At 53.9% G+C, this 19,444-nt stretch carries 21 protein-coding genes; 15 read left to right on the forward strand and 6 right to left on the reverse strand.

Annotation, left to right across the window (positions count from 1 at the left end; all coding sequences use genetic code 11):
• Nucleotides 1–53 precede the first annotated feature (53 nt).
• The 9 genes from ttrS (at nt 54) to ydhT (ending at nt 9,076) form a co-directional block, all read left to right on the forward strand.
• Nucleotides 54–1,835 (forward strand): tetrathionate respiration histidine kinase TtrS, encoded by a 1,782-nt coding sequence (ttrS, locus tag FCH32_RS14285; protein WP_137362979.1) that lies wholly within the window; start codon nt 54–56, stop codon nt 1,833–1,835.
• Nucleotides 1,810–2,394, forward strand: a complete 585-nt coding sequence (ttrR, locus tag FCH32_RS14290) for a tetrathionate respiration response regulator TtrR (RefSeq protein WP_115258621.1) — start codon at nt 1,810–1,812, stop codon at nt 2,392–2,394. Before ttrS ends, ttrR begins: the two co-directional genes overlap by 26 nt.
• Nucleotides 2,395–2,487: 93 nt before the next feature.
• Nucleotides 2,488–2,697, forward strand: coding sequence for a fumarate hydratase FumD (gene fumD / locus FCH32_RS14295; protein ID WP_096757203.1), 210 nt, complete (start codon nt 2,488–2,490; stop codon nt 2,695–2,697).
• 510 nt (nt 2,698–3,207) lie between these two features.
• On the forward strand, nt 3,208–3,834 hold the full coding sequence (locus FCH32_RS14300) for a ferredoxin-like protein (RefSeq protein WP_096757202.1): 627 nt from the start codon (nt 3,208–3,210) through the stop codon (nt 3,832–3,834).
• Nucleotides 3,835–3,954: 120 nt separating this feature from the next.
• Entirely contained in the window at nt 3,955–6,057 is a 2,103-nt protein-coding gene (locus FCH32_RS14305; RefSeq protein WP_174361104.1) for an aldehyde ferredoxin oxidoreductase, read from the forward strand.
• A gap of 10 nt (nt 6,058–6,067) precedes the next feature.
• Nucleotides 6,068–6,745 carry a YdhW family putative oxidoreductase system protein gene (locus FCH32_RS14310; protein WP_115258619.1) on the forward strand — a complete coding sequence of 226 codons (678 nt, stop codon included), beginning with the start codon at nt 6,068–6,070 and terminating at the stop codon, nt 6,743–6,745.
• 64 nt (nt 6,746–6,809) lie between these two features.
• On the forward strand, nt 6,810–7,478 hold the full coding sequence (locus tag FCH32_RS14315; RefSeq protein ID WP_174361105.1) for a 4Fe-4S dicluster domain-containing protein: 669 nt from the start codon (nt 6,810–6,812) through the stop codon (nt 7,476–7,478).
• Nucleotides 7,475–8,260, forward strand: a complete 786-nt coding sequence (gene phsC / locus FCH32_RS14320) for a thiosulfate reductase cytochrome B subunit (RefSeq protein ID WP_174361072.1) — start codon at nt 7,475–7,477, stop codon at nt 8,258–8,260. The genes FCH32_RS14315 and phsC overlap by 4 nt, the downstream gene beginning before the upstream one ends.
• 3 nt (nt 8,261–8,263) lie before the next feature.
• Nucleotides 8,264–9,076, forward strand: coding sequence for a protein YdhT (gene ydhT / locus FCH32_RS14325; RefSeq protein WP_174361073.1), 813 nt, complete (start codon nt 8,264–8,266; stop codon nt 9,074–9,076).
• 9 nt (nt 9,077–9,085) lie between these two features.
• Here the strand turns inward: ydhT and FCH32_RS14330 are convergent, their stop codons facing one another.
• From FCH32_RS14330 to FCH32_RS14345, 4 genes are read right to left on the reverse strand one after another with little or no spacing between them, the layout of a single operon-like run.
• Complete coding sequence (locus FCH32_RS14330; RefSeq protein WP_174361074.1) at nt 9,086–9,763, reverse strand: amino acid ABC transporter permease; 678 nt, start codon at nt 9,761–9,763, stop codon at nt 9,086–9,088.
• Nucleotides 9,753–10,538 (reverse strand): amino acid ABC transporter permease, encoded by a 786-nt coding sequence (locus FCH32_RS14335; protein ID WP_137400051.1) that lies wholly within the window; start codon nt 10,536–10,538, stop codon nt 9,753–9,755. The genes FCH32_RS14330 and FCH32_RS14335 overlap by 11 nt, the downstream gene beginning before the upstream one ends.
• Nucleotides 10,538–11,356 carry an amino acid ABC transporter ATP-binding protein gene (locus FCH32_RS14340; protein ID WP_174361075.1) on the reverse strand — a complete coding sequence of 273 codons (819 nt, stop codon included), beginning with the start codon at nt 11,354–11,356 and terminating at the stop codon, nt 10,538–10,540. The genes FCH32_RS14335 and FCH32_RS14340 overlap by 1 nt, the downstream gene beginning before the upstream one ends.
• A 1-nt stretch (nt 11,357) precedes the next feature.
• Nucleotides 11,358–12,191: an ABC transporter substrate-binding protein gene (locus tag FCH32_RS14345; protein ID WP_174361076.1), complete on the reverse strand. Its 834-nt coding sequence runs from the start codon at nt 12,189–12,191 to the stop codon at nt 11,358–11,360.
• Between the two features lie 122 nt (nt 12,192–12,313).
• On the opposite strand from FCH32_RS14345, the gene FCH32_RS14350 reads away from it, so the two are divergent.
• Nucleotides 12,314–12,529: a hypothetical protein gene (locus tag FCH32_RS14350; RefSeq protein ID WP_174361077.1), complete on the forward strand. Its 216-nt coding sequence runs from the start codon at nt 12,314–12,316 to the stop codon at nt 12,527–12,529.
• 65 nt (nt 12,530–12,594) lie between these two features.
• On the opposite strand, the gene FCH32_RS14355 is transcribed toward FCH32_RS14350, so the two are convergent.
• On the reverse strand, nt 12,595–12,735 hold the full coding sequence (locus tag FCH32_RS14355; protein WP_096757192.1) for a hypothetical protein: 141 nt from the start codon (nt 12,733–12,735) through the stop codon (nt 12,595–12,597).
• A 95-nt stretch (nt 12,736–12,830) separates the two neighbouring features.
• Nucleotides 12,831–13,562, reverse strand: coding sequence for a FadR/GntR family transcriptional regulator (locus FCH32_RS14360; protein ID WP_115258613.1), 732 nt, complete (start codon nt 13,560–13,562; stop codon nt 12,831–12,833).
• A 194-nt stretch (nt 13,563–13,756) separates the two neighbouring features.
• Here FCH32_RS14360 and FCH32_RS14365 point away from each other — a divergent pair, with 194 nt between their 5' ends.
• From FCH32_RS14365 to FCH32_RS14385, 5 genes are read left to right on the forward strand one after another with little or no spacing between them, the layout of a single operon-like run.
• The gene (locus tag FCH32_RS14365) at nt 13,757–14,662 is read left to right on the forward strand and encodes a 2-dehydro-3-deoxygalactonokinase (RefSeq protein ID WP_174361078.1); all 906 of its coding nucleotides are present in this window, start codon (nt 13,757–13,759) and stop codon (nt 14,660–14,662) included.
• On the forward strand, nt 14,649–15,296 hold the full coding sequence (locus tag FCH32_RS14370; RefSeq protein WP_174361079.1) for a 2-dehydro-3-deoxy-6-phosphogalactonate aldolase: 648 nt from the start codon (nt 14,649–14,651) through the stop codon (nt 15,294–15,296). The genes FCH32_RS14365 and FCH32_RS14370 overlap by 14 nt, the downstream gene beginning before the upstream one ends.
• A gap of 33 nt (nt 15,297–15,329) precedes the next feature.
• Entirely contained in the window at nt 15,330–16,700 is a 1,371-nt protein-coding gene (locus FCH32_RS14375; protein WP_115258610.1) for an MFS transporter, read from the forward strand.
• Nucleotides 16,697–18,412: a dihydroxy-acid dehydratase gene (ilvD, locus tag FCH32_RS14380; protein WP_115258609.1), complete on the forward strand. Its 1,716-nt coding sequence runs from the start codon at nt 16,697–16,699 to the stop codon at nt 18,410–18,412. Before FCH32_RS14375 ends, ilvD begins: the two co-directional genes overlap by 4 nt.
• The gene (locus FCH32_RS14385; RefSeq protein ID WP_174361080.1) at nt 18,409–19,329 is read left to right on the forward strand and encodes a dihydrodipicolinate synthase family protein; all 921 of its coding nucleotides are present in this window, start codon (nt 18,409–18,411) and stop codon (nt 19,327–19,329) included. The genes ilvD and FCH32_RS14385 overlap by 4 nt, the downstream gene beginning before the upstream one ends.
• Nucleotides 19,330–19,444: the final 115 nt, after the last annotated feature.

Raw genomic sequence — 19,444 nt, forward strand, 5'->3', positions numbered from 1 at the left:
ACATACCCGGCTTGTTGTTGATCTAAAACAACATAAATGACAGGGATAATGGCGTGAGATGTAAAGTAGTACATTGCCTGACGGTGCTGGCAGCGTTGTGGATGCTGAGCGGAGCGGCCTGGGCGCAGACATGGAACATTGGCGTCTTAGCCATGCGTGGGGAGGTCACCACACGTAATCACTGGCAGCCGCTGGAAAACCTGCTGAATCAGCAAATCGCCGGTGAACGGTTTCATATTCAACCGTTGGACCTGCACCAGATGCAAGATGCCGTGAACCGGGGAACCGTGCAGTTTGTGGTGACCAATCCGGCGCAGTTTGTGCAGTTAAACAACCGCGCAGCGCTACGCTGGCTGGCATCCTTACGCTCCACCCGCGGCGGAAAAGCGACCAGCAATGTGATTGGTAGTGCGATCCTGGTCAGGCGTGACGGAGAGATCGCGTCGGCACACGATCTGATCGGCAAAACGGTTGGGGCGATCGATGCCCAGGCATTTGGCGGCTATTTGCTGGGTTATAAAGCGCTTATCGATGCGGGATTGCGCCCGGAGCGCGATTTGCGCCTGAGGTTCACGGGTTTTCCTGCCGATGCGTTAGTGTATTTATTGCGTGAGAAAGCCGTTCAGGCTGTAATTGTGCCGGTGTGTCTGCTGGAAAAAATGGATGAAGAAGGGCTGATCCATAAAGCCGATTTTAAGGTGGTGCTCAACCATCCGACGTCGATTCCCTGCCTGAGCAGCACGCCGCTTTATCCTGACTGGTCCTTCGCCGCACTGCCCGCAGTGAGTGATGAACTTGCCGATCGCGTCACCCGGGTTCTGTTTAATGCACCACAAGATGCGCCTTTTCGCTGGGGAGCTCCCGCCTCGACCCGCGAGGTCGAAACGTTACTACGTGACGTTCGTCAGCACCCGCAGCAGCGTCAACTGTGGCTGGATATCAAAAGCTGGTTTATCCAGCATCAACTGGTAATGGGGGCAGCAGCGGTGGTTCTGCTGTTGCTCACACTCAACTACATCTGGGTGATGCTGTTGGTCCGTCGTCGCGGCAGGCTGCTGGAGCGTAACAATGTGCTGTTGCGCAAGCAGGAGCAGGCACTGGAAACCGCGCGTCAGATGAGCGTCCTCGGCGAGATGACGTCCGGGTTTGCCCATGAACTTAACCAGCCGCTCTCGGCTATCCGTCACTATGCGCAAGGCTGCCTGATTCGCCTGCGCGGTCAGGATCAACAGCATCCGCTGTTACCTGCGCTTGAACAGATAGATGCTCAGGCACAGCGGGGGGCCGATACGTTGCGCAATCTGCGTCTGTGGGCCAGCCAGGCCCAGGGCAATCCAGTAATGACGGATGACTGGCAGGCGATCAACATCCGTGATGCTGTCCACCACGTGTGGCAATTATTGCGTATGACACAGCAATTCCCTGACGTCACGCTGCAAACGACGGTCAGCGCAAACTTAACGCTGACGCTGCCCAGCGTTCTGCTGGAACAAGTACTGGCAAATCTGGTGCTTAACGCCGCTCAGGCAGGGGCCAGCACGGTGTGGTTTACCGCTCAACATGAGGACGACGGTATCAGCATACAGGTACAGGATAACGCCGGGGGAATCGATGAAACTCAGCTTTATCAAGCGTTCCAACCGTTTATGACTACCCGCAAAGAAGGAATGGGGCTGGGATTGGTCATATGCCAACGCCTGGTTCGCTATGCCGGCGGCGAGATTAGCATCAACAATCAACAGGCTCCAGATGGTCGGGCGGGTGTCGCGGTAAGATTACATTTTAAGCCAACACAGAAAGGGGGCGATTGTGGCGATCATTCATCTGCTGGATGACGATGTAGCCGTCACCCAGGCCTGCGCATTTTTACTGGAAAGTCTGGGATACGAGGTCCGGTGCTGGCAGCACGGAGAAACCTTCCTGGCCGAGGTCAATCTGCATCAGGTCGGGGTTGTATTGCTGGATATGCGTATGCCGGGACTGGATGGACAAGGTGTACATGACGAGATGCTACGGCGCGGCAGCACGCTGGCGGTGGTCTTTCTTACCGGGCATGGCGATGTACCGATGGCGGTCGCGCAAATGAAACGTGGAGCGGTCGATTTTCTGCAAAAGCCGGTTTCTGCCGGACCACTTCAGGTCGCGTTGGAACATGCTCTGCAGGTTTCCATTACGGCATGCACGCGCCATGAGATTGTCGCTTGCTACCAACAGCTTACCCCAAAGGAACGCCAACTGGCCGGTCTGGTGGCACAAGGGTTGATGAACCGGGAAATCGCAGATGCAATGAATATTGCGGTCCGTACCGTTGAGGTTCACCGGGCAAGAGTGATGGAAAAAATGCAGGCGGGGAGCCTGGCTGAGCTGGTTCACCGACTCCAGCAGGTTCTGTAGATTCATGACAGTTATTTGATTTTCATTGATTTTTTGTCTAATAAGCCAGACTGATATATGCTGTTGGTTTGAGCTAATGACGAGCAGGCAAATATGGGTAATCAGACCAAAGATGACGAACTGTACCGCGAGATGTGCAGAGTTGTTGGTAAAGTAGTACTGGAAATGCGCGATCTGGGACAAGAGCCTAAGCATATCGTCATTGCCGGTGTACTGAGAACCACCCTCGCCAATCAGCGTGTGCAACGCAGTGAGTTAGAAAAACAGGCCATGGAGACGGTGATTAAAGCGTTAGCCGGTTAATCCTGAAAAGGGCGGTGGAGAAAGGCTACCGCCCTGTAATTCTGCCACGGTATTCTATCAATATATATAATTCATCTTTGAAAATAAAAAGTGCAGAAAAATGTATTTGTCGTTATGTATTATATTATATATCGATTAAAGCAAACGCTTATATTTGGAGGTGTAATCACAAATATTTGTAATGCAGATGAAATACTATTTCAACCTGCCTTAATGATAATAAATATCACTCCGCATTAATTATTCTCCTTCCCGTTTTTACTTGATAACGATCAAGGTTACAGGCTATGAATAACCACATTATTTATCCGCCTAACCCTAAAGGGTTATTCCTGTCTTGAGGGTAAAGATTCACTCCGTTTAACCACCGTCATTGATGCGATCAGGTTAGGGCAAAAATATCACGTGTTGTCGGCAACATCAGTGGCCCGATTTGGCCTGCCCGGCGCGTATAAACATGAGCACTGGATGTGTTGCTGCTACAGCGTTTGCGAAGAGGATGCGAAATAAATGAACCAGGTTGATCGTCCATTTTTAGATTGTGGTTTAACGCGACTTGAATTTCTACGGATATCAGGAAAAGGTCTGGCAGGGTTAACCATTGCCCCCGCACTGTTATCACTTTTTGGCTGTAAGCAGGAAGATGTCGATAGCGGCACTGTCGGGCTGATTAACACGCCGAAAGGAGTGCTGGTGACGCAACGTGCACGCTGCACAGGATGCCACCGCTGCGAAATTTCCTGTACGAATTATAACGATGGCGCCGTTGGCACCTTCTTTTCCCGTATCAAAATCCATCGCAACTTTTTCTTTGGTGACAACGGTGTCGGTTCCGGTGGCGGACTATACGGCGATTTAAACTACACCGCCGATACCTGCCGCCAGTGCAAAGATCCGCAATGTATGGCTGTCTGCCCGATAGGCGCAATTACCTGGAAACAGGAAGACGGTTGTATTGCGGTGGATCACAAGCGCTGTATTGGCTGTAGCGCGTGTACCACGGCCTGTCCCTGGATGATGGCGACCGTGAATACCGAAACTAAAAAATCCTCGAAATGTGTGTTGTGTGGGGAATGCGCCAATGCTTGTCCGACTGGAGCATTAAAAATTATCGAATGGAAAGAGATTACCGTTTGATGGATCGCAGGCTTGCCTGATACGCGTCATTAATTGCCAAAAAAATTGCCGCTATGTACGGAAATGCGGCCAGCAAAATGACGGGTATATCTATTAAACCTTCTAGCAAAGGAAAACATGATGGCTAATGGTTGGACAGGTAATATTTTACGGGTCAATCTCACGACGGGTAATATCACCGTGGAAGATTCCAGTAAATTTAAAAAATTTGTCGGTGGGATGGGCTTTGGTTATAAAATTATGTACGACGAAGTCCCGCCAGGCACAAAACCTTTTGATGAAGAGAATAAACTGGTTTTCGCCACCGGTCCCCTCACTGGCTCGGGCGCACCCTGCAGTTCACGCGTCAATATCACCTCATTATCAACCTTTACCAAAGGTAATTTAGTCGTTGATGCCCATATGGGCGGCTTCTTTGCGGCACAAATGAAATTTGCCGGCTATGACGCGATTGTGATTGAAGGTAAGGCGGCATCGCCTGTCTGGATCAATATCAAAGACGACAAGGTCAGCATCGAAAAAGCCGACTTCCTGTGGGGCAAGGGTACACGCGCTACGACCGAAGAAATTTGTCGCATCACCAGCCCGGAAACCTGCGTCACCGCCATCGGTCAGGCGGGAGAAAATCTGGTACCGCTGTCCTGTATGATCAACAGCCGCAACCACAGCGGCGGTGCTGGCACCGGTGCGGTGATGGGCTCGAAGAACCTGAAGGCCATTGCGGTTGAAGGCACAAAAGGGGTCAACATCGCCGATCGCAAAGAGATGAAGCGGCTGAACGATTACATGATGACCGAGCTTATCGGCGCTAACAACAACCATGTGGTGCCGAGCACGCCACAGGCGTGGGCTGAATATTCATCGCCAAACTCACGCTGGACGGCGCGTAAAGGGCTGTTCTGGGGTGCGGCGGAAGGCGGCCCGATTGAAACGGGGGAAATCCCGCCAGGCAACCAAAATACCGTCGGCTTTCGTACCTACAAGTCGGTGTTCGATCTCGGACCGGCCGCAGAAAAATACACGGTCAAAATGAGCGGCTGTCACTCATGCCCGATTCGCTGTATGACCCAGCTCAACGTCCCGCGTGTTAAAGATTTTGGTGTACCGAGTACCGGTGGTAACACCTGCGTGGCGAACTTCGTGCACACCACGATTTTCCCGCACGGCCCGAAAGATTTTGACGAGAAAGATGATGGCCGCGTGGTGGGGAATCTGGTTGGCCTGAACCTGTTCGACGACTACGGTATCTGGTGTAACTACGGGCAATTGCACCGTGATTTTACCTACTGCTACGCCAAAGGCGTTTTTAAACGCGTGCTGCCGGCTGAAGAGTATGCCGAGATCCGTTGGGATCAGCTGGAAGCGGGCGATCCTAATTTTATTAAAGATTTCTACTACCGCCTGGCGCATCGCGTCGGTGAACTCAGCCACCTTGCAGATGGGTCATATGCCATTGCCGAACGCTGGAATTTAGGCGACGAGTACTGGGGCTATGCCAAAAACAAACTGTGGTCGCCGTTTGGTTTTCCTGTTCACCATGCTAACGAGGCCTCGGCACAGGTGGGGGCGATCACCAACTGCATGTTTAACCGTGACTGCATGGCGCACACCCACATCAACTTCATCGGCTCTGGTTTGCCGTTGAAATTACAGCGTGAAGTGGCGGGTGAGTTGTTTGGCTCACAGGATGCCTACGACGAAACCAAAAACTACACCCCAATCAACGCCGCCAAAATTAAATATGCCAAATGGACGCTGCTGAAGGTCTGTCTGCATAACGCCGTCACGCTGTGCAACTGGGTCTGGCCGATGACGGTGTCGCCGCTGAAGAGTCGAAACTATCGTGGGGATCTGGATCTGGAAGCGAAATTCTTCCAGGCGGTAACCGGTGATGAAACAACGCAGGCAAGCCTGGATCTCGCCGCCGAGCGTATTTTTACGTTGCACCGTGCCTATACAGTGAAACTGATGCAAACCAAAGATATGCGCAATGAGCACGATCTTATCTGCTCTTGGGTCTTCGACAAAGATCCTAAGATCCCGGTGTTTACCGAAGGGACCGACAAAATGGATCGGGAAGATATGCGCCAGTCATTGACGATGTTCTATCAGGAAATGGGCTGGGACCCGGAACTCGGCTGCCCAACGCGTGAAACCCTGAATCGCCTCGGTCTTGAGGATGTGGCAGCCGATCTGGCTGCGCAGAATCTGCTGCCGGCGTAAGGAACGCGAGATGACTAACGTGAGCGACGTTCTGGTCGCCGATGAGGAAGCGTGTATAGCGCTTCCTGATGAGGTGGATAGCCAAAAACGACAGTGGCTACAGGCGTTACACCCGGCCGTAGAGCACAGCAACACGCCGCAGGTCGAAGAGCCGGTGACGGCGGAGTCAATAATGGCGGATTTTATCCGCCAGCACTCTACGTCGGGCCAGTTGGTGGCGCGCGGTGTGTTTTTGCAGCCACCTTATTCAATGCCTGAAACAGACCTTACGCTGCTGCTGGACGCCATGCATGAGCAGGCGGGAAGTGCGGATATTACCTGCGTGCAGGGTGCGGAAGATGTGTATTTCTACTCGACGCAGACCATGACGGCTAACTATGCCGACATGTGCGTGCAGGTGGTGGAAAACGATATCTGCCGGGCGATCGCCGAGGCGGTGCGCTTTGACTGCCGAACGTATCCTCGCCCGTATAAGGTCGCCATGCTCGGACAGTCGCCGTATCACTTTGCACCTCAACAGATAGCCGCGGCGCTGACTGCCATGGAAACGCACCCGGATTACGCAGATATACGCGTTGTGGAAGCGTCGAATGCGGAACCTTATCTGTTTAGCGAGCGCTTTATGCGCTACGGCAAGGCGTACGGCCTGTGTGAATGGCTTGAGGTTGAGCAGTACCAGAACCCCTGAATTGATCAGGTAAATGTCATGGAACGTGTGGACGATCACTGTCACAGCATTAGAGGATAACCCGATGTCCTTCACCCGACGAAAATTTGTCATTGGCATGGGGACGGTGATTTTTTTCACCGGCCCAGGCCAAACCTTGTTAGCAAGTACCAAAAATACGCAAGCGGTTCGTTATGTCATGATTCATGATGAGTCATTGTGCAACGGCTGTAATATTTGTGCCCGAGCGTGCAGAAAAACCAACCATGTTCCAGCCCAGGGTAGCCGTTTGTCGATTGCCCATATTCCGGTGTCGGATAACGACAACGAAACCCTGTATCACTATTTCCGCCAGTCCTGCCAGCATTGTGACGATGCGCCCTGTATTGAGGTGTGTCCGACCGGTGCTTCCTGGCGCGATGAGAATGGGATTGTGCGGGTTGACGCCGCGCGTTGCATTGGCTGTAGCTACTGCATAGGGGCTTGTCCTTATCAGGTTCGCTATCTTAATCCGCAAACCAAAGTGGCCGACAAATGTGACTTCTGCGCCGAGACACGTCTGGCAAAAGGCTTCCCGCCTATCTGCGTGAATGCGTGCCCGGAACATGCGCTGATATTTGGGCGCGAAGATAGTCCGCAGGTTCAGGCCTGGCTGCGCGAAAACAAGTTTTACGAGTATCAGCTGGCAGGCGCCGGGAAACCCCATCTGTATCGTCGGTTCGGTCAACATTTGATTAAAAAGGATAATGTATGAACGCGTCGCAGAATGCCGAACAGTTTCATGCGCAACTGGCGCAGTACGTCCCCTTGTTTAAGCCCGACTACTGGCCCGTCTGGCTGGTGGCTGCCGGGTTAATGCTGGTGGGGATGTGGCTGGTGCTGGCGCTACACGCCATGTTGCGCTTTCGCTCTGCCAATAAAGCGTCAGCCGGGCACGGTGAGAAAGTTTATCTGTACTCGAAGGCGGTCCGCCTGTGGCACTGGTCGAATGCGCTGCTGTTTTTACTGCTGCTGGGCAGTGGTCTGGTCAACCACTTTTCTGCCGTCAGCGCCCCGGTAATGAAAAGCCTGCATGCTGTGCACGAAATCTGTGGCTTTTTGCTGCTGGCGTGCTGGATTGGCTTTGTGCTGATCAACCTGATCGGTGGCAACGGGCATCACTATATGATTAAACGCCAGGGCTGGATTGGGCGGGCGCAACGACAGACGCGGTTTTATCTGTTTGGCATTATGCAGGGTGAGGCACACCCGTTCCCGGCATCCACGCGGTCTAAGTTCAACCCGTTACAGCAGGCGGCCTATGTCGGCGTAATGTACGGACTGTTACCGCTGTTGCTGATTTCTGGTTTGCTGTCGCTGTATCCGCAAACGGTGGGCGATCTGTTCCCGGGTGTGCGTTACTGGTTGCTGCAGGCGCACTTTGCGCTGGCGATAGTGAGTCTGTTTTTCATTTTTGGACATCTTTATCTCTGCACCACGGGACGCACACCGGGCGAAACCTTCAGGTGCATGGTGGATGGCTATCATCGGCATTAAGCAATGATGATAACCTCTAGTGACTTACGGGCCTGGCGCGTCGGGCCCGTGTTGTACCGCTGGTTTCTGCGTTCGTTTCCGGACGGTGGCAGCTATGCGGATGTTCACCGTGCGCTTGAGCGAGAGGGTTTCGGCGACTGGGCTGACAGCCTCGTGGAATATGGCTGGTCTAAATGGTTGGATGAAGCACGTTTTGTGCAGCAGGATATTTTCGCGATGGCGCGTTTAGCCAGCCCGCAAACGGCAGACGACAACGGCAGACAGCTGGCGAGTGCAACGGACAGCGACAGCCTTGGCAGTGCAGGTGATAACGTCAAAATCGCCAGTGCCGGGTACGCCGCACAGATTGCCAGCGCGGGGTACAGCGCCCGCATTGGCAGCGTGGGGTACAATACTCATGTCGGCAGCTCCGGCAATCGCAGCAGAATTGCGGTTGCGGGAAATTCCACGCGCGTCAGCAGCGTGGGAAACGGCACGCGCATCGCCAGTACCGGCATGCGTGTGCGTATCAGTTCGTTGGGCGAGCGCAGCCGTATTGCCAGCAGCGGCGATCTCACGCAGATCGCCAGCTTTGGCTCTGAGTCAAAGATTGCTAACTGTGCTGACAATGTGCACATTATTGCCAGCGGTGAAAATGCGGTCGTTGCCAGTACCGGCGAGGTCGATTCAATCATTCTCGGCCCCGGTGGATGTGCCGCGCTTGCCTATCACGACGGGGAGAGAATGCGGTTTGCCGTGGCCATCGAGGGTGAGAATAATATCCGTGCCGGTGTGAAATACCGGCTCAACGACGACCACCAGTTCGTGGCCTGTTGAGCCGTGGCATTATTTTAGCGCGAACCGATGCCGGGCGACTTTCTCCAGCCCAAAACACAGCAGGTAGTAAACCAGTCCGGTAAAGACAAAAATCGCAGCCGGGTAAATCTGCACGCGGCTGTTCACCTGTCCGGCAACCGTCGTCAGTTCAGGGACGTTGACGATAAACGCCAGCGACGTATCCTTTAGTAACCCAATAAAAATCCCCGTCAGCGATGGCAGAATATTACGCAGCACCTGTGGCAGTAAAATCAGCCACAACGACTGAAACGGGCGAAATCCTTGAGCCACTGACGCCTCATACTGACCGCCAGGCAGCGCGTTTAAGCCCGCATACACGGAGTGCATTACCGAGGCGGCGGTAAACCAGGCTAGCGCCAGCGTGACGGTCGCCGCCCCTGGCAGATCGCTGCCTGTCAGCATGGGCAGCAGGTACCACATCCAGAAAATGACAAAAATGAGCGGAATACCGCGAATAAACTCCGCCCAGACAAACAGTCCCTTGCGCACCACGCCCGGGAACCGCCACGCGCAGCAGGCGAGGAGAATCCCGGCGGGCAGCGCCAGCACCGCAGCGCCAATTGCCATCAGTAACGTGAGCAGAACTCCCCCCGGCTGTCCCTGTGCCGCGCGTCCCCACAGGATATAGTCCAGATTGTCGGTAATCACCGAAATATTAGCGATCATGCTGTGGACTCCGGATGCTCAAAATGTGGGTTTTTACCGTAGATCGCTTTGCCGGTACGGGCCGAGGGCCAAGTCGCGTGAGCAGCATTCCCAGCACAAGCCCAGTGAGCAGATACAGCCCGGTGCCGACGGCAAACGCTTCCAGTGCGTGGGCGTTATAACTCTCGATTTGCCGAACCTGGTAGGTCAGTTCAGCGAAACCAATACCGCTGGCAAGCGATGAGAGCTTCATTAAATTGAGATACTGCCCGACGATTGGCTGCCAGGCGTTAGCCAGGCCCTGAGGCAACAGAATATGCCGAAAGGCCGCCCAGGAAGAAAAACCCTGTGCCACGGCGGCTTCCCGCTGCCCGCTGGACACCGCCTGTAAACCGGAGGCGATTTCCTCCACCAAAAAAGCTGACGTAAAAATCCCCAGCCCCCAGGCCGAACAGAGAAACTCCGGGGTTAACCACCAGACCTCTCCCGGCAGAATGGACCACGGGTGCTCAGCATTGATGAAGGTAATTACCCCCCGGGGAAGCAGATTCCATGCGGCGAAATACCAGAACATCAGTTGTACCAGTAACGGCGTGTTGCGAAAAACTGAAACCCACACGCTGACCATGCCACCGGCGATGCGATTACCCGAAAGGCGCAGGCCGAGCAGTAAGATGGCCAGCAATGTGGCGAGTACGATCCCCGCCAGTGTCACCCATAGCGTGGTCAGAAAACCTGACATTATCCATTGCAGAGGTTGCCCGCTCAGCACTCCCTGCCAGTCCATTGCGTGCATTATAACGATGACTCCTGATGTAACGGGTCGAGAACTTTTTTCAGGAAGCGTCGGGTCCTTGGGTGCTGTGGGCGGGTAAAGAAAACCTCGGGGGGCGCCACTTCGAGAATGTCGCCGCCATCAATGAAAACCACCCGATCGGCAATCTCGCGGGCGAAATGCATTTCGTGAGTGACGACAATCATCGTGATGCCACTATGGGCGAGGTTTTTCATCACCAGCAGCACTTCGCCGATCATTTCGGGATCCAACGCGGAAGTGGGTTCATCAAACAGGATGATTTGTGGAGAGGAGGCCAGGGCGCGGGCGATGGCAACGCGCTGTTGCTGACCGCCGGAAAGCTGTGTGGCGTAGGCCTCGGCTTTGTCAGCCAGTCCGACCTGTTCCAGCAGCTCAAGTGCGCGTTGTTTCGCCTCCGTTTTATTCCAGCCGTGAACATATTCCAGCGCCAGCGAGATGTTCTGCTGCGCCGTCAGATGTGCGTAAAGATTGAACTGCTGGAATACAAAACCAATGCGACTGCGTAACTGACGTAAGGCCGCGCCGCGCAGCTGGCCGATCGGGTGGTCATCAATGAAAATATCGCCCCCGCTAAGTGATTCAAGCTGATTGATCAGGCGAATAAGCGTAGATTTCCCTGAGCCGGAAGGGCCCAGAATGGTGACCACTTCACCGGGCTCCACGGTCAGGTTAACGTCATTTAACACCACCTGCGCGTCATACTGTTTATGCACATTGCGCAGCTCGACCCGCGCCTGACGCAACTGCGTAAAATCCGCAGCTGGCGCTGCGGAGCGAGGAAACAGACCTGAGAGCATATTACTTCGCTTCTATTTTAAAGGCGCGGGGCTGGGGATTTTTGGTTTCAGGCCCAAACCAGACATCGTAGATTTTGGCCGCCTGACCGGTCGACTCAAGTTTCAGCAGTTCGTCGTTTACCGCGTTTAACAGCGCCGTTTCGCCTTTTTTCACCCCTACGCCGATCTCTTCTTTACTCAGCAGGTCAGGTAAAATTTTGAAATCTGCTTTATCCGGTGCGCCACCTAACAGGCCCGCCAGAATAGTACTGTCCTGGGTGATGGCCTGAACATTGCCATTGCGCAGTGCGGTCAGCGCCAGCGGAATATCGTCGTAAGCCAGCACGCGTGACTGTGGGAAGCGCTGATGTAGCGCTTGTTCACCGGTAGTGCCTTTCACCGCGCCGATGCGTGCCTTGCTGTAATCATCAAGCTTGTCCGGGGATTTTGCGGGCACCAGGAACTGCTGTCCGGTGACAAAATAGGGGACCGAAAAGTCGATGACCTGCGCCCGCTCCGGCGTAATCGTAATATCCGCAACGATTAAATCGGCCTTACCGGATTGCAACAGCGGAATGCGGTTGGCCGGATTGGTTGCCACCAGTTCCAGTTTTACACCGAGTGATTTTGCCAGCGCTTCGGAAAAATCCACGTCATAGCCGACAATTTTATGTGTTTTCGCATCAACAGAGCCAAACGGTGGGTTAGCGTCGAACGTTGCGACTTTCACCACGCCTGCAGCTTTGATATCGGCCAGTTGATCGGCCTGAGCCTGCGAAGCCATCATGCCCGACGCGGACAATATGCTAAGTGCCAGGATTGATTTTTTAGCGCGCTGAATTTTCGTTGCCATCATTATATGAAATCCCTGTAGTTATTGGTTTGTGCTATTAACGCTCCCATAACTTATCGATGGCGCAAAATAAGAAAAAATTCTTATCTATATACAAAATGATATTAGTGAAATAGCTGTTAACAATGGGTAAATACAATGCAAATTATCCAGAAACGCTACTGTATTTCCATGCGGGCCTGTACCATAAACCGATAACCGATGTGGAATTGGGGCCAGTCATGCTGCGTGATAATTTTAACGATCTCTATTATCTCAAAGACGGCCAGGCGCTGCGTTTACGGGTTATTATTTGTATTATCCCAGCCGCAAACAGCACACCTCTGCCTTTGCACCGCTGATTGAAGCATTGCGCTATACACGCAGACTGGAGATAAAAAAAACCGGCATTACGCCGGTTCAGGGATTAGATTTTGCAGGCATCGCCGCAGTCATTATCCGCAATCATTTCCTGTGCTTTTTTGTCTGCATCTTCCAGACGTTCCGCATTGCGCTCTTGCGCTTCATCGAGCCCATCAAAGACCAGATTATCGAGATCAATTTCCATCAGTCACCTGTTCAGGTTCAGCGTTTAACATCCCCCTTATTATATTGCAAAAATGTTGCTGAACAGCAGCGATTCTTGCGATTTAGAGGCGACTATCAAATCAGATGTGCGTATTTTTCCGGTAGCGTGGTCCACAGATGTCGGTTGGCGGCGCTCAGGATGATATCCCGCATGCACTCCCGCGCCGTAACGCCTTGGCGAAGGCGAATGGCTTCCAGCAGCAGGCGGTGCTGTTCTACAGCATGCTCTGTTTCCCTGACCGAAGCCTCCTGTGTCTGTTTAAATGACAGCATCATAGCTGCTGAAAGCGCATTGCCAATCGACATCAAAAACGGGTTATGGCAGGACTTTAACAGCGCCGTGTGAAAGGCCAGATCGCCTTCCTCAAACAGCGCGATCTTATCCTGCTGTTGCCCACGCGACATCAGCGTCCAGGCCTCCTCAATGGCGGCCAAATCGCGGGCAGTGGCGTTGGCGGCGGCCAGCGCGGCGGCGTTAGGTTCGAACATTAGACGCGTTACCACCAGTTGTTCTGCGACATCAGGCGCAATACCCACTTCTTCCATCCAGCCCAGCACGTCGGTGTCGAGAAAACTCCAGAGTTCGCGCGGGTTTACCGTGCTGCGCCGTTTTGCCTGAATTGACAGCAAGCCTTTGGCTGACAGGACATGCAGCGCGTTTCGCACTGAGGTTCGCGAGGCAGAGTACTGCACGGCAAGTTCATTTTCACCGGGGAGCATCTCCCCATCGCTCAGGGTCCCGCAGATGATCTTCATTGCCAGATCGCGGGTGATCGTTTCGGAAATTGTGGCCTGGGGCGTCGTCATAGTGTGCCTTGAAGATAAGAGAGTCCTTTCATTGTAACTATAAAGCAGTAGGTAACGCATACAAGATTTTATTTCATGTCCGTTCAGATTAATAAATATAACGATTTATTGCACTTCTCGATCGCGCTCACAGATCGTTCATATAAAATTAACTACATTCTTGTCATACAAGATTAGGTTGTTGAGGTTACAAGATGGCTGGGGCGTGGATTGCGATTGACTGGGGAACGTCTAACTTCCGAGCGTGGTTGATCAACGATAAAGACGTGCTGGATAAGCGCAGCGCCAACTGCGGGCTGCTTCATGTTGGACAAGGTCAGTTTGACGCGACGCTGAAAACGCTGTTAGGCGACTGGCTTACGCATGCCGCGCCGGTCATCGTGATGGCCGGGATGGTCGGCTCACAGCAGGGCTGGCATGACGTGGATTATTGTCCGATCCCAGCCGGGGTCGACAGTTTGATTTCGCGTAGCAAATATTTCATCACCTCATGGGGGAGCGAGGCGTGGATTATTCCGGGACTTCGTCAATCTTCCTCGGGTGAAATACCGGATGTGATGCGCGGTGAAGAGGTCCAGTTGCTCGGGCTGGCTTTACTGGCAGGGCTTGACGATTTTCAGGCGATTTTACCCGGTACGCACAGTAAACACGCTCGGGTCCGGCAGCGGCAGGTCACCGATTTTTCAACCTACATGACCGGTGAGTTGTACCACCTGCTGCTCGCGCATTCGCTGCTCGGACGCGCACTACCGGAAGCCGTTGAGGATGAGTCTGCTTTTTTGCGCGGCGTGAACGTTGCCCGTCGGGACCAGCCGTTAAGCCAACTGCTTTTTTCTGCCCGAACGCTGCGGCTTTCGGGAGAATTGCCTGCTTCCTCGGTAGGCGACTATCTCTCCGGCTTATTAATGGGGGCGGAGTTTACTACGGACTACTCCGGGCAAATCTGGCTTGTGGGCAGCGCGGCATTGACGCGTCGCTATCAGCTTGCCGCGACCGCGTGTGGGGTCCAGACACGCTGCATTGATGGCGATCGCTGTTTTATCGCCGGGATGCAGTCTCTTCAACATCAATTAACAGAGAAACGTAATGGACAGTTTTGATTTTGCCACGCTGTGGCAGAAAACGCCGCTGCCGATGATCGCCATTCTGCGCGGCCTGACGCCGGAGGATGCGCCTGAAATTGGTGATGCACTGCTTGAGGCGGGATTCACCTGGTTGGAGGTTCCGCTAAATTCACCACGAGCGCTCGATTCGATCACGCTGCTACGTGAACGCGCTGGCGCGCATGCTATCGTCGGGGCGGGTACCGTGTTGACGCCTGAACAGGTCGACAATGTCGTGGAGGCGGGCGGGCAGATGATTATCTCGCCAAATATGAACACGTCAGTGATCCACCGCAGCCGGGAACGTGGCGTCATCAGCTTACCGGGTGTGACGACACCGAGCGAAGCATTTATGGCGCTGGAGGCCGGAGCCAGTGGGCTGAAGTTTTATCCGGCGGAAATGATCTCCCCGGAGATACTGCGGGCGATGTGCGTGGTGCTGCCACCTCATATTGTTTGCATGCCGGTTGGCGGCGTTTCCGCCGAGGCGCAGCAGCTGAGACGCTGGTGCATGGGCGGTGCAAAAGGCTTTGGCTGCGGCGGCGGTCTGTACCGTGCGGGCGTAAGTCGTGAACAGGTTCTTCATAACGCACAGGCCTATGCGCAGGCATGGCAACAGGTAAACACCTGATCGTGCATCAATAACCCTTCAAGAGGCTGAAAGATGAATACGCGTACCCTTGATAGCGAAAATAAAAATGCGGTTTATCGTAAAGTGACCCGACGGCTGATCCCGTTTTTAATCCTGTGTTATTTCTTTGCTTACCTTGATCGTGTGAACGTGGGATTTGCCAAACTCCATATGCAGGATGCGCTGAATCTCAGCGATACGGTGTATGGCATTGGCGCGGGCATCTTTTTCATTGGTTACTTTATTTTTGAAGTACCCAGTAACCTGCTGATGCAGCGCTTTGGCCCCCGTTTTTGGATAGCGCGCATTATGGCCAGTTGGGCGGTGCTATCCGCATTAACGATGTTTGTCACCACCCCAACTCAGTTCTATGTCATTCGCTTCCTGCTCGGTGTAGCGGAAGCCGGGTTCTTCCCGGGTATTGTGTACTATTTAACGTTGTGGTTTCCCTCATGGCGCTCGGCGCGCACGCTGGGTCTGTTTATTCTGGTGACTCCGCTCTCGACTATTATCGGCAGCCCGCTGTCAGGGTTGATCCTGAAAATGTTTGAAGGTGTGGGTAATCTGCACAACTGGCAGTGGTTGTTCCTGGTGGAGGCGATCCCCTCATTCCTGCTGGCGTTTGTGGTACTGCGTTATCTCGACAACGATGTGAAATCGGCGACCTGGTTATCGGACCAGGAGAAAGCAGTTATTGAGCAGGATCTGCAAAAAGACCAGTTGGATAAAGACGCCGCCAATGCGGGAATGCCACAACATAGCCTGTCTGCGATGTTGCGTAACCGCTTTGTCTGGCTGCTGGCGGTGATCTTCTTTAGCTTCAACATTGGCTACTACGGGATTAACTTCTGGCTGCCGTCGATCATAAAAAGCTCAGGTGTGCAGGATGATTTAACGATTGGTCTGCTGGCAGCAGTTCCCTATATCTTCGGCGCAGCCTTCATGTTGTGGAACAGTCGTCATTCGGATTTGAAACAGGAGCGTCGCTGGCATATTGCGATCCCGGCAATCGTTGGCGCCATTGGACTGACATTCAGCGCCCTGAATGAAGGTTCAACGTTCTGGATGATGGCGTGGATCTGCGTGGCGATGTCCGGCACGTTATCACTGATTCCCACCTATATCAGCTTGCCTGGGACGCTGCTTTCGGGCACGGCCGCCGCCGCTGGCATCGCATTAGTCAACTCCATCGGTAATCTGGCCGGGTTCTTTGGCCCCACGGTTCTCGGCTGGCTGAAGGACACCACCGGCAGTACCAGCAGTGGATTGTACATTCTGGCGGGATTTCTGGTGCTGTGCGCACCGCTAATTTTCCTCATCCCGGCTCGCCTGGTTAACCCTCGCGATCGAAAAACGGCGGTACAGGCAGAAAACACCGTATTAACCAAAAGAGGTCATATATGAGCAGTTGTGGCAGCGGATGTGGCGGTTGTGGTGGCGAACACTTCAATCCGATCCTCAGTGGTGATGATGGCGCGTTAAAGCGCGCCCTCTACAAATCGATGGGCCACACGGACGAGCAACTTCGCCGTCCGGTGATTGCCGTAGTTAATAGCTACACCAATGCGACGGCGGGGCATGCCAACCTCAATGAGCTGACCGCGCATGTACTGAAAGGGATTGATGAAGCGGGCGGGGTGGGGATGGTATTTGGCACTATCGCCCCCTGCGACGGCATTGCCGAAGGGCATCTCGGCATGCGCTATATTCTGGCGGCGCGTGAAATCATCGCCAGTTCGATAGAAGTGATGATGCGTGCCCACCGCTTTGATGGCATGGTGCTGCTGGGCTCGTGCGACAAAATTGTTCCGGCTATGCTGATGGCGGCGGCGCGACTCGATATTCCGGCGATTCTGCTGAACGGCGGGCCGATGTATCCCGCAGAATATAAAGGCAAACACTGGGACGGCAATATTGTCACCGAGGCCATTGGCTGGAAACGTCGTGGCGAAATTGATGATGCTGAGTTCCGCCATATTGAGGATATTGCGGAGCCGGGACACGGTTCCTGCACCATGTACGGTACCGCCAATACCATGTGCTGTATTGCGGAAGTGCTGGGCATGAGCCTGCCGGGGAGCAGTACGTTGCCCGCTATCTCGGGTGAACGACGGGAGTGCGCCTATGCAACAGGGATGACCGCAGTCGATTTGGTGAAGCGCAGTGTGAACGCCCGTCAGATTATTACGCGCGAATCTATCCTTAATGCGATGACCTATTTATTGGCGACGGGGGGATCAACGAACGCCATTCTGCATCTACAGGCCATTTATTACGAAGCGGAACTGGGCCATCTTCCTCTCTCGGAATTTGACGCCCTCAGTCATCAGGTGCCACTGGTAGCCTCGCTTTATCCTGCATCGGAATACGACATGATCGATTTCTGGGAAGCGGGAGGCGTAGCGGCGGTGGAAAAAGAGATCGTCAATCTGCTCGATCTCACTTGCCTGACGGTGAATGGGCAGACAAAAGGAGAATGGCTGAGAGACGTTCCGGTCACCCGTCGCCCGGAAGTGATTCATACTCTGGCAATCCCGGTGCGAAATGAGTCAGGCGTCGCCGTGCTGCACGGCAATCTTTCGCCGATGGGTTGTGTGGTGAAACCTGCAGCGGTCCCGGATCATTTGATGGTATTCACCGGGCCGGCCGTGGTCTTTAACAGTGAAGACGACGCGGTGGCGACGATCCTCTCGGGCGATATCCAGCCCGGCAGCGTGCTGGTCTTGCGCTATGAAGGACCGAAAGGTGGGCCCGGGATGCCGGAAATGTACAAGCCAATGAAATTCCTCGAAGGGATGAACCTCTCTGATTCCTGCGCGCTGATCACTGACGGGCGTTTTTCAGGCTCGAATCGCGGACTATTCGTGGGGCATATTTCGCCCGAAGCCAGCGATGGCGGTGTACTGGCGTTGGTTGAAAACGGTGACTCCATCAGCATTGATATTCCAAAGCGCACCTTAACGCTGAATGTGGCCGAGTGCGAGCTGAACGAACGTCAGCAACGTTGCCAACTGGTGCATAAAGAGGTCCCCCGCGGCTTCTTGCGGCTGTATCGTCGCTGGGCGTTACCGGCAGCGCAGGGGGCTGTGCTGGCTGACAGGGAGGACTTTTTATGAGTTCGGTCGATAACATTCGGGGCGTAAATCCCATTGTGGCGATGCCGTTTACGCCGCAAGGTGACGTTGATAGGGTGAGTTTTCGCCGCCTGTTAGCCCATCTTAGTGCCACCGGCGTTAACGGCCTGACGCTGTTTGGCATTGCCAGCGAATTTCCCAAGCTTGACGACAGTGAGCGAGGGCAGCTGGCGGAAACCTTTCTGGCTGAACTGGCGGATAGCCGCGTGTTTCGCGCGATCTCTGTTACTGACCACAGCACCGACCTTGCTGTACGTCGGGCGCGTCGGTATCAGAGTATGGGGGCTGACGCGCTGATGCTTTTGCCACCGTTTTTCCTGCAACCGTCACTTGCGGCCGTTCAGGCGCATATTTCTGCGGTGCTGGAGGCGGTGACTATTCCCGTGATGGTGCAATACGCACCGGGTGAGACCGGATTTCCGGTCACGCCAGCGCAGTTAGCCGAGGTGGCCAAACGCTATCCGCACGCGGTATTTAAGATTGAATGTAATCCGCCGGTGGCGTACACCCGCGAGTTTCTCCTGCATGCACCCGACGCCCACGTACTGAACGGCTACGCCGGTCTGTATATGCTACAAATGCTGGAAGCTCGAGGGAAAGGCGTGATGCCGGGGTGCTCGTTCAGCGAAATTTATGTGCGTATTTATCGTCACTGGCTGGCCGGAGAGCCGCAGCAGGCCGCGCAATTACATGACGCGCTGTTACCCTATATCCAGCGCTGGATGCAGCATTGTGAATACATCATTCAGATTGAAAAAACGATATTGCTACGTCGGGGGATTATTGCTGATGAGTATTGTCGAAAACCCGGCTGGACCTTAACGGATGAGGATAGAAATACGGTCGATCGCTTTATTGAACAGTTCGGTTTGTCGGTGTTGTCCGAACCGATAACCTGACATGCACGCCAACGCCGCGCCCCTGAACTGAAACACCGCTCCGGTGCGCGGCGGACCTCGCTAACCACCTCTTTTGTGTCCGTTTTTTAACCCGTCACAACTCGCAAAAATGTTA

It is taken from the genome of Citrobacter gillenii (assembly GCF_013337685.1).
GTDB classification, from domain to species: domain Bacteria; phylum Pseudomonadota; class Gammaproteobacteria; order Enterobacterales; family Enterobacteriaceae; genus Citrobacter; species Citrobacter gillenii.

What these genes read in the sequence shown, in the direction of transcription:
- fumD (WP_096757203.1), top strand. Translation starts at nt 2,488, where the DNA reads ATGGGTAATCAGACCAAAGATGACGAACTGTACCGCGAGATGTGCAGA.
- FCH32_RS14300 (WP_096757202.1), top strand. Translation starts at nt 3,208, where the DNA reads ATGAACCAGGTTGATCGTCCATTTTTAGATTGTGGTTTAACGCGACTT.
- FCH32_RS14305 (WP_174361104.1), top strand. Translation starts at nt 3,955, where the DNA reads ATGGCTAATGGTTGGACAGGTAATATTTTACGGGTCAATCTCACGACG.
- FCH32_RS14310 (WP_115258619.1), top strand. Translation starts at nt 6,068, where the DNA reads ATGACTAACGTGAGCGACGTTCTGGTCGCCGATGAGGAAGCGTGTATA.
- FCH32_RS14315 (WP_174361105.1), top strand. Translation starts at nt 6,810, where the DNA reads ATGTCCTTCACCCGACGAAAATTTGTCATTGGCATGGGGACGGTGATT.
- phsC (WP_174361072.1), top strand. Translation starts at nt 7,475, where the DNA reads ATGAACGCGTCGCAGAATGCCGAACAGTTTCATGCGCAACTGGCGCAG.
- ydhT (WP_174361073.1), top strand. Translation starts at nt 8,264, where the DNA reads ATGATGATAACCTCTAGTGACTTACGGGCCTGGCGCGTCGGGCCCGTG.
- FCH32_RS14330 (WP_174361074.1), bottom strand. Translation starts at nt 9,763, where the DNA reads ATGATCGCTAATATTTCGGTGATTACCGACAATCTGGACTATATCCTG.
- FCH32_RS14335 (WP_137400051.1), bottom strand. Translation starts at nt 10,538, where the DNA reads ATGCACGCAATGGACTGGCAGGGAGTGCTGAGCGGGCAACCTCTGCAA.
- FCH32_RS14340 (WP_174361075.1), bottom strand. Translation starts at nt 11,356, where the DNA reads ATGCTCTCAGGTCTGTTTCCTCGCTCCGCAGCGCCAGCTGCGGATTTT.
- FCH32_RS14345 (WP_174361076.1), bottom strand. Translation starts at nt 12,191, where the DNA reads ATGATGGCAACGAAAATTCAGCGCGCTAAAAAATCAATCCTGGCACTT.
- FCH32_RS14350 (WP_174361077.1), top strand. Translation starts at nt 12,314, where the DNA reads ATGGGTAAATACAATGCAAATTATCCAGAAACGCTACTGTATTTCCAT.
- FCH32_RS14355 (WP_096757192.1), bottom strand. Translation starts at nt 12,735, where the DNA reads ATGGAAATTGATCTCGATAATCTGGTCTTTGATGGGCTCGATGAAGCG.
- FCH32_RS14360 (WP_115258613.1), bottom strand. Translation starts at nt 13,562, where the DNA reads ATGACGACGCCCCAGGCCACAATTTCCGAAACGATCACCCGCGATCTG.
- FCH32_RS14365 (WP_174361078.1), top strand. Translation starts at nt 13,757, where the DNA reads ATGGCTGGGGCGTGGATTGCGATTGACTGGGGAACGTCTAACTTCCGA.
- FCH32_RS14370 (WP_174361079.1), top strand. Translation starts at nt 14,649, where the DNA reads ATGGACAGTTTTGATTTTGCCACGCTGTGGCAGAAAACGCCGCTGCCG.
- FCH32_RS14375 (WP_115258610.1), top strand. Translation starts at nt 15,330, where the DNA reads ATGAATACGCGTACCCTTGATAGCGAAAATAAAAATGCGGTTTATCGT.
- ilvD (WP_115258609.1), top strand. Translation starts at nt 16,697, where the DNA reads ATGAGCAGTTGTGGCAGCGGATGTGGCGGTTGTGGTGGCGAACACTTC.
- FCH32_RS14385 (WP_174361080.1), top strand. Translation starts at nt 18,409, where the DNA reads ATGAGTTCGGTCGATAACATTCGGGGCGTAAATCCCATTGTGGCGATG.